The sequence below is a fragment of the secondary endosymbiont of Ctenarytaina eucalypti genome (genome assembly GCF_000287335.1).
Lineage (GTDB): Bacteria > Pseudomonadota > Gammaproteobacteria > Enterobacterales > Enterobacteriaceae.
Genome location: NC_018419.1, coordinates 1,306,480 through 1,322,063, shown reverse-complemented (window position 1 = coordinate 1,322,063; position 15,584 = coordinate 1,306,480). Strand labels below are relative to the sequence as shown.

Sequence of the window (15,584 nt, the reverse complement as noted above, 5' to 3'; positions counted from 1 at the left end):
GGCGGCCTCTCGAATTCAGGCCGCTCCGGGGCGGCACGCCAACAAGATTAAGATCTCGCCTGCGTTTTAGTCGCCAACGCTATTGCGTATATCCTCCGGTAGACTTTTACCCTGCACGGTATAGTCCACACTGTCAGCTATCGCGGTGGTGATAGCATTTTTCGATACAGGGAGACAGACGTGAGCGCCACTTTCTACATGAGCATATCCTATACGATCTTGGTACTATCTGAGCCTCCCATATGTTATATACATTCGCTTATTTAAAAATAGTGATTTTCTAGCACGATCTGAACTTTCAGCTATCAGGCAAGAATAGACCATTACAACAAAAAATTAATTTTTTCAACGCCGTAGTGAAAGCCAATTGCTAACTCATGCTGAGTTGTAAATCTTTCTGCATATTAAGGCGTTAGTGTCATCAAAAATAAAATCAGTCGTATTACATTATCAGAGGCGGAACTCTTCGCCTAAATAAACCCGTTTGACCTGTTCGTCGCTCAGAATATCGGCAGGTGAACCGTAAGCGATAAGCTCACCCTGGCTAACAATATAGGCCCGTTCACATACATCGAGTGTCTCACGGACGTTGTGGTCGGTAATCAACACGCCAAGACCACTATTGCGCAAATGCTTAATAATTTTTTTGATGTCAATGACTGAAATCGGATCAACGCCAGCAAAAGGTTCGTCAAGTAGGATAAATTTAGGATTAGCAGCCAGGGCTCGCGCGATCTCCACGCGGCGCCTTTCGCCACCAGATAGCGACTGGCCGAGGTTGTCCCGAAGATGGTTGATATGAAACTCTTCCATCAATTCTTGCGCGCGGTAGTTGCGCTGTTCTCTAGTAAGATCCCGGCGGATTTGCAGTACCGCCATCAGATTTTCGAACACGCTCAGACGTCGAAAAATCGAAGCTTCCTGTGGAAGATAACCTATACCTCGGCGAGCACGGGTATGCAGCGGCAGTAGACTTATATCGTCTTCGTCGATCATAATACGACCGGTATCGCGGGGAATAATACCTACTACCATATAAAACATGGTAGTCTTACCTGCCCCGTTTGGTCCCAGCAATCCAACAATTTCACTAGAGTTTATCTTAAGACTGACATTTTTTACTACACAGCGACCTTTATAGGCTTTAACCAAATTTTCTGCGATTAATGTTGCCATAGAGATCCTATACCCAATTATTTTACAGGTGCTTTAGCTCTGTTTTTATCCCGCAATTGAGCTGGAACAAGCACAGTATTGACCCGTTTCCCTTTATCACTGAACGCCTCCATTTTTTGTTTCTTGAGGAGATAGGTAATACAATCTCCCGCGACGTTGCTGTCTAACTGATCCAGATAGGCGTTACCCATCAGAATCACTACATCATTAGCGCCTTCATAACGCACTTTCTGCGCATGACCACGCACCGGCTTACCATCATCTTGCAGATGATAAAAGGTCACGGGATTTCCGTAGCCTTCTATGATTTCGTTGCCGTTTTTGCCCGTAGAACGGCTGATCACCATCCTGTTGGCCCGAATATTAATAGAGCCACGCTTAACCACTACATAACCGGTCAGAGTCACAGTGTTGGTCGTCATATCTACCGACTGCTGCGTAGAGTAGATATGAATCGGCTGCTGATTGTCACTCGCAAGCGCCTGTACCTGCGCGCTAACGAGGATTAAAGATCCGCCAAGCAGCAGGCTAAGAGGTACGTTCTGCATTCTCAATTGCATAAGAGGTCTTAACCTTTTCAAGTAACTCAGCCGTCTTATTACGCAGATTACCGCGCATCTTCATACCGGTGGAGTTAAAATTGGCACCATATACGATAACCTCATCATCCGAGGAGATCTCCTGTGTGAAAAGGTCAATCAGTGCGTTAGCTGTTGTAATATGCTTCAGCTTCGAGGCCTCAGTCAGGCTATCCGCTTGCACATGACCATACAAGTAAAGCATTCTATCTTGAATCAACTTGGCCCTATCAGCCTTCACGGTCCAGGTTGGAACTTTGTCATCATCGATGATGGTGGCAACCGGCCGAGTCAACCAGGTTATTTTCCCCTCAGAGAAATACTGAACATGATCGGCCGAGAGCGTATAGTGAAGGCTACCTGCTGAGTTATAGGCCAAAGTAGTAATATATTCACTCTGATACGTTGGCTCACCAGATTTTACTGGCTCCTGCACTTGAATCGAGTCGGTGGCCATCATATTCCAGATGATCAGCGCCAGAATTAATAATCCCAGCAGCGCCGTAATCCAATGCATTATCTTGCTCATACTAAGTGTATTTTTCTAATCTCCAGCTTTTTAGTTTTAGTAGGTCAAAAACTGCTAGAAAATCAGTGTTTTGTGATCCTTATCTGCACGCATAACGTCATCGTGGCGCTAGCGGGGAGGACACATCCATCACCTTTACATTCATGAATTTATTTCACCCGTGATTAGGAGATGCATCAGGTAATTTACCTAACATACAATCTATTTCATCCTGCATGTCAGTGAATTCGGAAGTGCTTTAAAGAGTCGGTCATATCCCAAAAAGCATCATTCCTACCTAGAAAAGAGCGCTTCCAATCGCCCAATTGAACCGATTATGTAATGATACAAACATCACTTCCTTGATGTCAGCACGCAGTAAATGCTATCTCGGATATTAGGTCGTGAATTATAGGTGGTGATAGTGGTAGAAAGTCATATATCATTCAAGACTTTTGAAATCCAGTCTGTTGCATGTTGAAAATATTTTTTAAAAAATAACACTTCATACTGTGCGCTATGAAGTCTTAGTAGGAGATGCTGTTCATCTTCGCGGTACTCTGCACACAGGAGATCGAATTGTATGATGTTTTTACAGAGAGCAATCAACTCACAGAGCCTGAAGCACAACATATATTGATATGCTTTTGTTCTTTTCTCTAGGTTCTTTTAAAAGCACAGAGCGTGATAAATAAATCTGAATCAAAACTTATCAAAGAATATTACTAGACTGACACAAATAAAGTACATTACCTAACACTAACTAAGAGCCCTCTTCATTAAAAGCTGTTTTTCAAGCGGCATTGTTTCATTTTTTCTTTAGGCGAGATGCATATGCACCAGGCTCTTAGATTTAAGACCAAGTATTATACGTGCATCTCACGATTTTTAATGCACTCTCCCACCACAAACCCAAGGAGAAAACTATCTGCCTTAGCAGGACGCTATTTGCGTCCTGCGATAAATTCCACTTCCCTGCTCAGCTATTTATCAAGGCGCAGGAGATAACGAATTCTGGGTTATTCATTTACTGTACTGCTGGCATAAGTAATACGCTGCTCTGGAAAGGATACGCTTCCTGATACCCTGGCTCGTTGCCCCCGGGATTGTCTATCAGAAACACCATGAGCGATGCTATTTATTAGAGAAGGGGACTTGCACTTCAGGTCAGAAAATGCACTGAGATCTATCTAAAAATATTATCGTAGAGATGCAGAAAATAGTACTTTTTTCGACAGACTCAATTTGCGAGTTACTTCTCCCACAGGCAGGGAATCTCAGATATGCAGAATAATGTCAGTGACATAAACTACATCGCTTTAAAATTTATCGAAGACCCGTGATGAGTTTTGAATATTTGATTAACTTTTTTCACTCACTTTCGAAAAAGTCTTGTGGAGTCTTTTCATCCCATCCCCATGTTTTTTTAAAAGAAAGATTATCATTGAGCCATGTAAAATTCATATCACCCCGGCACGAAGCATATCATGCATATGCACAACGCCGATTAAGTAGTCGCCTTGCGCTATCAACAGTGACGTGATATTGCGCGCCTGCATCAGATTCAGGGCTTCTACCGCTAACATGTCCGGAGCCACACGCACGCCCCCGGGGGTCATAACATCAGCTATGCGAGCCCGGTTAAAGTCAATCCCCATATCAAAAACCCGCCTAAGATCACCGTCCGTAAAAATACCGGCAATGACGTTTTGCGCATCGCAAATCACGGTCATGCCCAGATTTTTACGAGTAATTTCCAGCAGCGCCTCGCGCAGCGAAGCGCTGCGCGAGGTGAGCGGAATATCTTTTCCATTGTGCATAATATCGCTCACGCGCAACAGAAGTTTACGTCCTAACTCCCCTCCTGGATGGGATAGGGCGAAATCTGCAACCGTGAACCCGCGCGCCCGTAGAAGGGCTACGGCTAAAGCATCCCCCATAACCAGCGCAGCAGTCGTGCTAGCGGTTGGCGCTAGGCCGAGGGGGCAAGCCTCTTCCGGGACATGCACGCAAAGATGGATTTCCGCTGCTTTCCCCATAGTGCTATCCGGTTTTCCGGTCATAAAAATAAACGGGATGCGTAGACGTTTAAGCACCGGAATCAGTGCCAGCACCTCTCGAGATTCCCCGGAATTCGATAGCGCGATAACGATATCTTGTGACGACACCATACCTAGATCGCCATGACTCGCCTCACCAGGATGAACAAAAAACGCTGGAGTGCCAGTGCTAGCAAAAGTGGCGGCCAGCTTTCGGCCAATATGGCCGGATTTTCCCATGCCCATTACTACTACTTTTCCATTGCAGTGAAATAGCGCCTCGCAAGAGCGGTGAAAATCGTCGTTGATATATTGGTCTAGCTGCGCGAGACCCTCTCGCTCAATAGCGAGAACCTGTTTACCGACGGCAATAAAATCAAAGGAAGTTGATAATTTATTCTGCGACATAAAACGTACCCTGATGGTTTGCGGTTCAGAAGACGAGATCCAATCGCTTACGCAAGCATAGTCGATGAACGAACAAACTAGTACATCCCCCCCTAAACTCTTGATTTAGGGCTTTTTCCTAAGTAACCGGGAGAGTTTTAACTCTCGTTGTTACTACACCACAATAAAGCGTGAATAGCTCTGGCGGGATTATACGGATCAGTATAGGGAGCGCTGTGAAGTGATCAACACAATAACATTATTTGATATAGTGGAGCTAATGAGATTTTATAAACATTATTAATTATCTTTACTATATCCTTTATTAGCGAGAAGAGTATCAGTCGATTAATACTATAATAATTCTCCCTCGGATTTAGGTAGATTATTACATAATCAGGGTACGCAACATAGGTTAATTAAGAATACTGTAAGCGTTCAAAAAATAAAACATGGCATCTACCTATATTGTTGCACAAATTAGCATTTGTGACAACAGTAGTGATATTAAACAGCTAGGGTAGGTGACTGGTTAGCTACGAGTAAATATATTATTATTCGATTCGAACGGCGCGTGTTATAATTAACAACGTAATCACGTTAAGTGATTGAATTACGATCATGGTTTCCGCCTACCCATGCCTAATAATCATGCAGCGTCGGAAAATCCCCCAGAAATATTTTCAGCCGACATCAAACCTTGTCAGCTAGGAGAGGTGACTGTAATAACCTACCGCTCCCAGAGATCATGATTTCCCCTCAGACGCTGCTTTCAACCGATTAGTTAAGTTAATTCAAAAATTATAGCCAATGCCAACTCGCTAAAAATCCCGGTACGATTATTGTCTTAATTGACAGAGCATCATGCCGGTAACGTCTATGGTCAAATGAGTCACTCTCAGCTACCGTGGGAATCCCAAGATAGGTCGGCGTTATTAGATTCCATCGACCCTCTATGAGATGGTTTGTGAAATAAAAAAACCTTATGGTAAGCATTAGCTTAGCCAACGACCCTCATTATCAAGTAATGCGATCTATAGCAAAAAATTTTGAAATGAGCAACTAACTCACCCAAAAGAAGACTTTTCAGGCAACGTGATGCTATGACAGCGTAGATCGCTGCGTCATCCACTCCTGTATAGGCAGTGACAACTGCTCTCTGGACCCATTGATTAATCACTGTTGCACTTAGATGCAGCGATTCAATACGAGTCTGAAACGAAATGTTTTTTCGCCGAAGGTTGTAGATGGTTTGTATTGACTTAAGCGTTAAACTTATAGAGCTTTTGGCAAAATGCGTGCGCTCTTCATATACTTCAGTAAGTACTTATATCCAGTACATATTAGAATACAAACATCAACAAGCGATCAAAACATTTTTTGGTCATGCAATCGCATCAGTCTTAAAGTGTATCGTGAGTCAATCATAAAATATTCGGCAGTATATTGCCTAAATATACAGAGTTATGGCCTATCACCCCTAATACGGAGTATATAATTACCCATAAATTCATTTATCTGTAGCGCTGTATCTTATCAGTAGCGCTGATCCTTCAGAGAGTCTGCCAAATTTAATAAAGCCAGCCTACAGGCAATCTTCGCAGCACCGGTTAATGACGATTGTGATAAATTACTATCATGCTCATTTTGAGAGAGAACATTACACCGATAATCCGTGGACGCAGGATAGGAGATCCTAGCTGATAGCGTAATAAGAAAGTTAAGAGGTAATTTTTAATCAGCTCCTTAACAAAAGCCAAGGTGCTTGGGAGGGGCTTCAGATTCTCTCCATCATCAATCAAAGTGATCCCAGCGGTCACCAACCTCACCGATAAACCGAACAAGCTTACACCTGAATTATAGCAGACACAGGCGGCTTCCTGCCTTAATGCTCGTCCGAAAGTTTTTCACCTATCATCCCGGAAACGTTTTTTTATACTACCGAAGCATCAGCCGCATAACCAATTTGTTGCAAAACCCTTCAATAATACTCGTCTATTATTGAAGTTGTAGTTTACAATATTCGTAATCTCAAGGGCGCCGTTTTCTAATGCAGGAACATCATCATGCTTTCAGCTTGCAGACTGTCTATCAGATTACTTAATCAAGAAAGTAAAAGATATTGTTTCCAAAAATGCATGAGGCCTGGTATAGATCCGCCTATCAATTTGATAAACCGGCGATTTTCTTCTGACCTAGCAATTAACAAAATCATGGTTAATCTTTTCCCTTCTTTTCGATCATGATCGTTTCCTCTAAAATGGGTATTTAATTCTACAACTTTAAAGTAAGACTTAATATGGAAACAAGCGAAATTAAATCAATCCTCATGAAAACGTTAGTGCTGGATGAAGTCTACGTAAGCGGTGATGGTAGCTATTTTCAGGTTATTGCGATTGGTGCGCAGTTTGCCGGGATGAGCAGGGTAAAAAAACAGCAGACGATTTATGCTCCGCTGATGAAATATATTTCAGACAACCGCATACATGCCTTATTGATCAAAACCTATACCCCAGAAGAGTGGCAATGCGATCGCAAGCTAAGCGGTGCTTAAATGTTAATTTTATCTGGATACAGTTTTTTGTTAAATATAGAGAAGTGTTGTAATGGATAAATTTCGTATCCATGGTCCTACCCGGTTAAGCGGCCAGGTCACCATTTCTGGTGCCAAAAATGCTGCTTTACCGATTTTATTTGCTGCGTTACTGGCGGAAGAGCCAGTAGAGATCCAAAATGTTCCTAGACTGCAAGATATCGACACCACCATTAAATTGTTAGACCAACTGGGCGCTTGCGTTAAACGAAATGGTTCAGTGCATGTAGACTCCAGCGGGGTTAACGTTTATTGTGCACCCTATGATCTAGTGAAAACTATGCGGGCGTCTATTTGGGCTCTCTGGCCGCTGGTAACGCGTTTCGGCCGGGGTCAAGTATCACTACCGGGTGGTTGCGATATCGGAGCGCGGCCCGTAGATCTGCATATCAGCGGACTGGAGCAACTTGGCGCCACCATTACTCTGGAAGCAGGCTACATCAAGGCAGCCGTGAATGGGCGTCTGCGAGGTACGCGTATTGTCATGAATAAAGTTAGTGTTGGCGCCACGGTAACGATTATGAGTGCTGCGACTTTGGCGATCGGTCGCACCATTATTGAAAATGCTGCCCGCGAGCCAGAGATTGTCGATACTGCTAATTTCTTTATCACGTTGGGCGCGAAAATCAGGGGTGCCGGTACTGATCAAATTACTGTAGAAGGAGTTGATCGCCTCGGCGGCGGTGTCTATCGTATACTGCCAGATCGCATTGAAACTGGCACTTTCCTGGTAGCCGCAGCCATCTCCCGAGGTCGTGTAATATGTCACGCAACCCGTCCAGATACGCTGGATGCTGTACTGGAAAAGTTGCGTGAAGCAGGTGCAGATATTGTCGTAGGCAATGACTGGATTAGTTTGGATATGCATGGAAAACGCCCGAAAGCAGTTACGGTGCGGACTGCCCCATATCCTGGTTTCCCCACTGATATGCAGGCACAATTCAGTCTGCTAAATTTAGTGGCTGAAGGCACGGGCATTATTACTGAAAGCATTTTTGAAAACCGGTTCATGCACATACCGGAACTGATTCGGATGGGGGCGCAGGCGGAAATCGAAAGCAGCAGCGTGATCTGCCACGGAGTGGAGACGCTCTCCGGCGCACAGGTCATGGCAACAGATTTGCGCGCTTCAGCCAGTCTGGTACTAGCCGGCTGCATCGCGGAGGGCGTGACGGTAGTGGATCGTATTGATCATATCGATCGTGGGTATGACTGTATCGAGGATAAACTACGGCACATGGGCGCGCATATTCAACGACTCAGCGGTAAATAAATTCATGCAAACTATATTGTTTGCTAACTGACCGCATTTCATTAGAAATCTTGCGCGTTTACATATCTTTATCTGCGCTTCTATCTCTCTGGTGAACATAACAAAGCCGCCTATCCTTCATGAGATAATGTCTTTATGACTCTTTTCTGATGCTACGATTGCGTCATAACAAAGAAAGCACAAACATGACAACTGTATAGTTAGAGGCTGGATATGCTGACCTTAATAATAATCTCTACATATATGAATCGCCATAGCTAATGTTTTACCCGTGAGATAGACCTCTTCTGGAATAGCCAATGAAGGCAGAATCTCTTCTAGCTGAGCCCGTCTTTCAGTCATCAAGAAATTATGTTGAATTACTAAAATTTACACTAACGACGCGCAACATCCGTAAGAGCGTCATCTGGGTCAAGGCTTCGATCATTGACGCCCGCTGCTATCTATAACATTATCGCTATGCAGACCCCGAAAACCAACAAGAAGTATAGTCAACTAACAAATAGTCATTAGAAATAGTGAACGCTGCTAATACACAAACCCCTCATAAAAAGAGCATTACTATGACTCAAATGCATATTTGCAGCTATAAGGTTAGTGCTGTTCATAATGTCTCCGGGCACTTAACATTAGCCATCCCGCCACGGGTGGATTAGGGCTTCTCTGATCCTCATAAACTGAGAATCATGGTAGTAACCGGTATCCTCAAAGACATCAGCCAACGCTTACTAAATTTTTCGGTGAGTGTACGGGATTAAAATCGGATGAGTCGATACGGCGGTAATCACTGCCGTAAATAACTTAGCAGAAATGAATGTCATGTCTCACATAGGTCGCTACTAGATGACGCGTACGCTAAGCTCTAAATTTATTAATACTTTTCAGCCGGACATTGTCTCATTCTTCTTGACTAAATATCTTCAGATCGGTACTGGCAATCAGTGCAGCATTACTGTAAAGGGTTTCTTGACATTTTAATCCTCATATGACATGTCTTTCCTCGCGCGCTGCATACAGAATAGTAAAAGCATCTTCTCCTTAGAATCATAACTTTAAAACTCAAATAAACGCATTCCTGTACAGCCCTCAGAAAAATGCTACGAACTCATTTTATAATCAGCACTCTCTCGCTAACACTATAAATAGAAAAACACTCGGCCATAATATCGTAGTGCGCTCTATCCATGCAGAAAATATAGATGACACAGGTAGTTATGGCGCTAGAAACCTTCTCTTCCTAAGAGCCTTAGTTGTACGTGATCCAGTTGATAACTGTAAACTCTTGCTTTACTATATAAACCATAAATAACATGAGGCTACTGCAATGTGCCAGTGATCTCCTGAAGGCTAGACAGATTCAGGAAAATTAATAATACATATTACTACAGCTATCAAGGGTTGTCTGGTCTGCATAAAAAAGGTTTTTCTACTGAATGATAAATAACATTTGCAGAGATAGACGATACGCTATTTACAATCTGCGTGGCACCATTTTTTAAATTCATCTGAAATAGTATTCAAGGTGACAGTGAATACTCAAGATCCATGCAATATCCTGCATATGAGAAGACTTTATTATACTATCAAGGATAGTTGCATGTACCTGTAGCTACAGGCCTCGATAACGCACATAGAGGGGGAACTCTTTCACATATAGATTATCGTCGTGGCTTGAAGAGCATAGATCTCAAATACCTGCTCTAGCAAAATCGCGCCACTCACTACAGCGAGTAAAAGATACTATAAATGTCGTTCATGACATATGCTTACGATTGCGATTTTTCAGGCCTCCATGCCGCTCAGTCAGTAGAAGTATCCAGCTAAAATATGCGCGCTCTCGGGTGGTTCTCTAAATTGAGACGGCAATATGGTCCTGCTTCGTGTTATACTTTCAAACAGTATTATGAAAGCGGCAAAACGCCAGGTTGAGTAAAAAACAATGTTTGACAATTTATCTGATAAATTATCGCGAACCTTTCGCAACATCAGTGGAAGAGGCCGCCTGACTGAGAGCAATATACAAGATACCCTGCGTGAAGTACGCAGGGCGCTACTGGAAGCTGATGTGGCCCTCTCAGTAGTGCGAGATTTTATCAGCGGGGTCAAAGAATGCGCACTTGGGATGGAAGTCAATAAAAATCTGACGCCGGGACAAACATTTATCAAGATCGTTCGGGCCGAGCTAGTTCGCGTGATGGGTGACGAAAAAAGCGCCTTAAATCTATCAGATGAGCCCCCAGCAGTGCTGTTAATAGCGGGCGCTCAAGGTACTGGAAAAACCACAAGCACCGGAAAGCTGGGAAAATATCTGCGTGAAAAACAGAAGAAAAAAGTACTACTGGTGTCTGCCGACATTTATCGCCCAGCGGCGATCAAGCAGCTTGCAATATTAGCGGATACGGTAGGTGTTGATTTTTACCCATCTGACGTTACGCAAACGCCGATAAATATCGTCACTCGAGCTCTGAATCATGCTAAAATTAATTTTTATGATGCGCTACTAGTGGACACCGCGGGCTGCCTGCATGTAGATGAAAAAATGATGGCAGAAATAATTGCTATCCACACTGCAATCCGCCCGGCAGAAACGCTATTTGTGGTGGATGCTATGACCGGACAAGACGCTGCCCATACCGCTAAGTCTTTTGACCAAGCACTACCGCTAACTGGGGTGATACTAACAAAAGTCGATGGTGATGCACGTGGCGGCGCGGCGCTTTCTATGCGTCATCTCACCGGAAAACCTATTAAATTTATAGGGACCGGAGAAAACACCGATGCGCTGGAGGAGTTTTATCCAGCGCGTCTAGCTCGGCGCATACTCGGCATGAGTGATGTATTATCCTTTATCGAGGATATCGAACGCAAAGTCGGTGTCATCACGCCAAAAAAATTAAGCAGCACTTTTAACACAGACGACGTTTTCGATTTAAACGACTTTCTTTCTCAAATCAAGCAGATGCGAAAGATGGGTGGCATATCAAGCATGATAAGCAAACTACCTGGGGGCAGCCGCTTACCAGATAACGTCAAATCGCAGATGAACGATCAAGCCCTAGTAAACATGGAATCTATCATCAACTCCATGACAGCTAAAGAGCGCGCTGCGCCTAATATCATAAAAGCCTCACGTAAACGCCGTATTGCCGGCGGCTCCGGCATGCAGGTTCAGGACGTCAATCGCTTGCTGACACAGTTCAACGACATGCAGCGCATGATTAATAAACTGAAAAAGGGAGGTGTGGCGAAAATGATACGCACTATGAAGGGCATCATACCGCCCGGCTTTTCTAGTCATTAACTAGAGGATTGATTTTTACCTTGAAATGAGTAAAATTTTGTAGTTTTTCTCACAGCAACCAAGCCCCGCCCACTAAAAGGTTCGGTTGTTTTATTGACTCAATGAGGATGTTATGGTAACAATTCGTCTAGCACGTGGCGGTGCTAAAAAACGTCCATTCTATCACATCGTCGTAGCCGACAGCCGTAATGCACGCGACGGGCGCTTTATTGAACGTATTGGTTTTTTCAATCCGATCGCGGCTGGAAAGGCTGAAACTCTGCGTTTAGATCTTGAGCGTATTCAATATTGGTCTAACAAAGGCGCAACCGTTTCTAAACGTCTTTCCGCGCTAATTAAAAATGCGAAACAAACAGCGTCATGCCTTCTGATCGGAAAATAAGTAAAAAACTCTCTATCAGAGGACCCTGTGACCCAATGGTCGTTGGTTTAGTGGGTTCCTCGTATGGTATTCATGGCTGGCTCAGAATCTTTTCTTTCACTGAAAAAGCTAGTAATATTTTTTCTTACCATCCCTGGTTCATTAAAAGATCAGGAAAGTGGGTGCCTATTAGAGTAGAGAATTGGAAGCAACACCATCATAACCTGCTCATCAAGGTCAGGGGCATAGAAAATCCGCAAACAGCGACGCTTTTAACCAATTGCGAAATTGTTGTCGATGCGACGCAATTTCCGGACCCAGGAAAAGACGTATACTATTGGAAAGATCTGCTTGGCAGCCAGGTCATCACAATTAGCAGTTATCAAATGGGCGAAGTCGTTGATTTATTCGCCACAGGATCGAACGATATTCTGGTAGTAAAAGCTAACCTGAAAGATGTTTTTGGCATTCAAGAGCGATTGATTCCTTTCCTCGAGGGAAAGGTAATTCAGACGGTCGATCTTAAAGCTCATATCATTGCCGTTGACTGGGACCCAAACTTTTGACGCCTCATTTGCAAGATTGTGCTCCCAGCTGTGTTGGCATATGGATTGGTATAATTAGCCTGTTTCCAGAGATGTTCAAGGCTATTACCGATTATGGAGTGACCGGTCGAGCAGTGAAGCAGGGCCTACTAAGAATACAAGGCTGGAGCCCGCGTGAATTTACTCACGACCAGAATCGTACAATAGATGCGCCTCCTTACGGGGGAGGTCCGGGCATGCTCATGATGTTTCAGCCTTTGCAAGATGCTATTCATGCCGCAAAAAATAAGGCAGGAAAAGAGACTAAGGTTATTTATCTCTCTCCTCAGGGCCGTAAGCTCGATCAGAAAGGCGTAAGTGAACTAGCTAGCAACCTAAAGATGATTTTAGTATGTGGCCGTTATGAAGGGATTGATGAGCGCTTAATTTCTACTGAGATTGATGAAGAATGGTCAATAGGTGATTATGTTCTCACTGGGGGGGAGTTAGCAGCGATGGCATTAATTGACTCGGTTTCCCGGTTGATCCCGGGCGTACTAGGGCATCATGCTTCTGCTGCGGGGGACTCCTTCGCAGACGGGCTGCTGGATTGGCCGCATTATACCCGTCCTCAGGCGCTGGACGGCATGAACGTTCCGCCAGTGCTGCTATCCGGCAATCATACCGCGATTCGTCGCTGGCGTCTGCAACAATCTTTAGGTCGTACCTGGCTGAGAAGACCTTCGCTTCTTAAACGCCTTACCCTCACTGACGAGCAAACATTGTTGCTAACTGAATTCCAGCGGAACCATCAGGCGATGTAAAAAGAATAATCACAGGTATCAATTTACAGTCCTATGAGCCTGAAATGTTAGTTCACCGAGTGAAAGAGAGTCATGATGAGCAAAACCATAGAAGATATTGAAAAAAAACAGATGAAGCAAGACCTACCATCCTTCCGCCCAGGCGACTCGGTAGAAGTTAAGGTATGGGTTGTTGAAGGCAGCAAAAAACGTCTGCAGACTTTTGAGGGCGTGGTTATTGCTATTCGTAACCGAGGTTTGCATTCTGCATTCACTGTTCGAAAAACCGCCAAAGGCGAAGGCCTTGAGCGTGTGTTCCAGATGCATTCTCCAATTATCGACAGTATGTCTGTAAAACGCCGGGGCGCTGTTCGAAAAGCTAAGCTTTATTACCTACGTTCACGCACCGGTAAAGCAGCGCGCATTAAAGAGCGGCTGCACTAAGTGTCACTTCCCTATGATCGAGCATCTTGAAGATATACTTCCTTACCGCGACGCATAGAAGAATATACTACTACGTTCTCCGTAATGATTGACTATGTCACCCAACACACCTAAGAGCACATACCTTAAAAGTAAAGTTTTCTCTCATGATGCGAGAATTTTCGTACTCTTCAGACTCACATGAGTCTGCACGTTATGAGATGCTAAACACTCAGAAGATGGGGCGTACCGGATTAACGAGCCGAGAGAGAAGCGCCATCATTATCGCCGTAAAAATGATATGCTTCAAGCAGCTTCAGCGTGTTTTTTCAGGCGATATTCATTTGATTAAATAAATAGATTTTCTTATCAGTCCATGAACTAGGTAACTCTGTTAAATATAAGATTAAATTTGTTGAATGCATGATATTATGTAGTGCTCTTACCACGAGGTGACCGTAGTAGCAGGACGAGTCTTTTTCTTAATAAGCACGTTGCTTCTTCTAGCAACGTGTATCATCAGCGCCGTAAGCCGACGCTGTCCTGATTATTTTTCGTGCAGTTGCTGTATGACATCCGGTAGAGCCGATATGTTTCTGGGGTTGCTATCTATGCACAGTAACTCTGCAAAGATAGCTGTATGTATTCCGCTCTTTGCTCCTAGATGACCCCTACTCAACTCTCTTCACGTATTGATACTATCCCTTCTCCGAAAGAGTCTCCCTACCCTTTTTGCTTAATACTGTTATCCCAGCACTCTCAATGAAGCAATCAGTCATTGTCAGGTTTTTAAAGAAAGGCTTAATACTTTTGTTATGCTCAGCTCGTGGTGATGACGCTATATAAATAAAAACGCACTCAATTAGGCACCTAATCCGCTCATCCTCCCAAGAGGAATATTCTCTTTTTATGCGCTCATCAATGACTCATGCGTTTATCTTATCAGAAAACCACGCCGCCTATAGGAACATGTTATGAGTCAGTTAGGTGGTGATATGAACCATTCATCGTGCTATAGAAACTGTCTATTTCCACTGCAGGCAGTGCGCTCAACCGATAATAAACTAAACTTATCTTTTTTAATCAATTTATTAAAATCATTATAGTGATAAAGCATAATCAATAGTTAGACACTCACTGCCAAGCATTGTCCGCTCTTCCGTCATAGCAAAACAGTACAGCTCTATCGTTATGCCAATTAGTCGTTCTCAGGAAGACAATAACGCCTCTTATCCCGAAGAAGAATGTGAAAGATTGGTTATCCTAATGCCATGAGAGGTGCAACCTCAAAGTTAAACATCAGGCTCTTTGGATTCGTCATAATCCATGGCAAAAGAAAGAAAATTATCTTTACGGTCACAGGGTGAAATAAATTATTTTCGGGCTTAAAAACACTTTAGCATGCTCCCCGGGGTCATGACTTTGATGATCAAAAACAGGCAAGGCGAGACTAATGGTTAAAGTCTTAAAGCAGTTGATGCTACGAGAAGTGCTCAATACGATCAGGATCGCGTAACGGTAGCGCTACCGACGTACAACGCCTCATAAATTATACTTAGCTAATAAAGCCGGTATGAGCTGCAATATTTTTATTCGTTTGGTTAACAAATAATTACTC

The 15,584-nt window shown here is 43.6% G+C and carries 12 protein-coding genes; 8 read left to right on the top strand and 4 right to left on the bottom strand.

All coding sequences use genetic code 11. The features are described from left to right. Positions 1–450: 450 nt before the first annotated feature. From lptB to kdsD, 4 genes are all read right to left on the bottom strand, one after another. On the bottom strand, positions 451–1,176 hold the full coding sequence (gene lptB, locus A359_RS03790) for an LPS export ABC transporter ATP-binding protein (protein WP_014888554.1): 726 nt from the start codon (positions 1,174–1,176) through the stop codon (positions 451–453). Positions 1,177–1,193: 17 nt separating this feature from the next. Continuing rightward, complete coding sequence (lptA, locus tag A359_RS03785) at positions 1,194–1,736, bottom strand: lipopolysaccharide ABC transporter substrate-binding protein LptA (protein WP_014888553.1); 543 nt, start codon at positions 1,734–1,736, stop codon at positions 1,194–1,196. Further along, positions 1,705–2,283 (bottom strand): LPS export ABC transporter periplasmic protein LptC, encoded by a 579-nt coding sequence (gene lptC, locus A359_RS03780; protein WP_044104618.1) that lies wholly within the window; start codon positions 2,281–2,283, stop codon positions 1,705–1,707. The genes lptA and lptC overlap by 32 nt, the downstream gene beginning before the upstream one ends. A 1,439-nt stretch (positions 2,284–3,722) precedes the next feature. Beyond that, positions 3,723–4,709, bottom strand: a complete 987-nt coding sequence (gene kdsD / locus A359_RS03770) for an arabinose-5-phosphate isomerase KdsD (RefSeq protein ID WP_014888551.1) — start codon at positions 4,707–4,709, stop codon at positions 3,723–3,725. A gap of 2,278 nt (positions 4,710–6,987) precedes the next feature. On the opposite strand from kdsD, the gene ibaG reads away from it, so the two are divergent. From ibaG to rplS, 8 genes are all read left to right on the top strand, one after another. Then, positions 6,988–7,242, top strand: coding sequence for a BolA family iron metabolism protein IbaG (gene ibaG, locus A359_RS03765; protein WP_014888549.1), 255 nt, complete (start codon positions 6,988–6,990; stop codon positions 7,240–7,242). A gap of 52 nt (positions 7,243–7,294) precedes the next feature. Beyond that, on the top strand, positions 7,295–8,554 hold the full coding sequence (murA, locus tag A359_RS03760) for a UDP-N-acetylglucosamine 1-carboxyvinyltransferase (protein WP_014888548.1): 1,260 nt from the start codon (positions 7,295–7,297) through the stop codon (positions 8,552–8,554). Positions 8,555–8,853: 299 nt separating this feature from the next. After that, the gene (locus tag A359_RS04450) at positions 8,854–9,003 is read left to right on the top strand and encodes a hypothetical protein (RefSeq protein ID WP_160142736.1); all 150 of its coding nucleotides are present in this window, start codon (positions 8,854–8,856) and stop codon (positions 9,001–9,003) included. Between the two features lie 1,490 nt (positions 9,004–10,493). Continuing rightward, positions 10,494–11,855: a signal recognition particle protein gene (ffh, locus tag A359_RS03755; protein ID WP_014888546.1), complete on the top strand. Its 1,362-nt coding sequence runs from the start codon at positions 10,494–10,496 to the stop codon at positions 11,853–11,855. 112 nt (positions 11,856–11,967) lie between these two features. Then, positions 11,968–12,237, top strand: a complete 270-nt coding sequence (gene rpsP / locus A359_RS03750) for a 30S ribosomal protein S16 (protein WP_014888545.1) — start codon at positions 11,968–11,970, stop codon at positions 12,235–12,237. Beyond that, positions 12,234–12,782, top strand: coding sequence for a ribosome maturation factor RimM (gene rimM, locus A359_RS03745; RefSeq protein ID WP_044104769.1), 549 nt, complete (start codon positions 12,234–12,236; stop codon positions 12,780–12,782). The genes rpsP and rimM overlap by 4 nt, the downstream gene beginning before the upstream one ends. 38 nt (positions 12,783–12,820) lie before the next feature. After that, positions 12,821–13,564: a tRNA (guanosine(37)-N1)-methyltransferase TrmD gene (gene trmD, locus A359_RS03740; RefSeq protein ID WP_044104767.1), complete on the top strand. Its 744-nt coding sequence runs from the start codon at positions 12,821–12,823 to the stop codon at positions 13,562–13,564. A gap of 75 nt (positions 13,565–13,639) precedes the next feature. Then, positions 13,640–13,987, top strand: a complete 348-nt coding sequence (gene rplS, locus A359_RS03735) for a 50S ribosomal protein L19 (RefSeq protein ID WP_014888542.1) — start codon at positions 13,640–13,642, stop codon at positions 13,985–13,987. Positions 13,988–15,584: the final 1,597 nt, after the last annotated feature.

Bases quoted from the DNA above. Each gene is read 5' to 3' on its own strand.
- lptB (WP_014888554.1), bottom strand. From the start codon at position 1,176: ATGGCAACATTAATCGCAGAAAATTTGGTTAAAGCCTATAAAGGTCGC.
- lptA (WP_014888553.1), bottom strand. From the start codon at position 1,736: ATGCAATTGAGAATGCAGAACGTACCTCTTAGCCTGCTGCTTGGCGGA.
- lptC (WP_044104618.1), bottom strand. From the start codon at position 2,283: ATGAGCAAGATAATGCATTGGATTACGGCGCTGCTGGGATTATTAATT.
- kdsD (WP_014888551.1), bottom strand. From the start codon at position 4,709: ATGTCGCAGAATAAATTATCAACTTCCTTTGATTTTATTGCCGTCGGT.
- ibaG (WP_014888549.1), top strand. From the start codon at position 6,988: ATGGAAACAAGCGAAATTAAATCAATCCTCATGAAAACGTTAGTGCTG.
- murA (WP_014888548.1), top strand. From the start codon at position 7,295: ATGGATAAATTTCGTATCCATGGTCCTACCCGGTTAAGCGGCCAGGTC.
- A359_RS04450 (WP_160142736.1), top strand. From the start codon at position 8,854: ATGAAGGCAGAATCTCTTCTAGCTGAGCCCGTCTTTCAGTCATCAAGA.
- ffh (WP_014888546.1), top strand. From the start codon at position 10,494: ATGTTTGACAATTTATCTGATAAATTATCGCGAACCTTTCGCAACATC.
- rpsP (WP_014888545.1), top strand. From the start codon at position 11,968: ATGGTAACAATTCGTCTAGCACGTGGCGGTGCTAAAAAACGTCCATTC.
- rplS (WP_014888542.1), top strand. From the start codon at position 13,640: ATGAGCAAAACCATAGAAGATATTGAAAAAAAACAGATGAAGCAAGAC.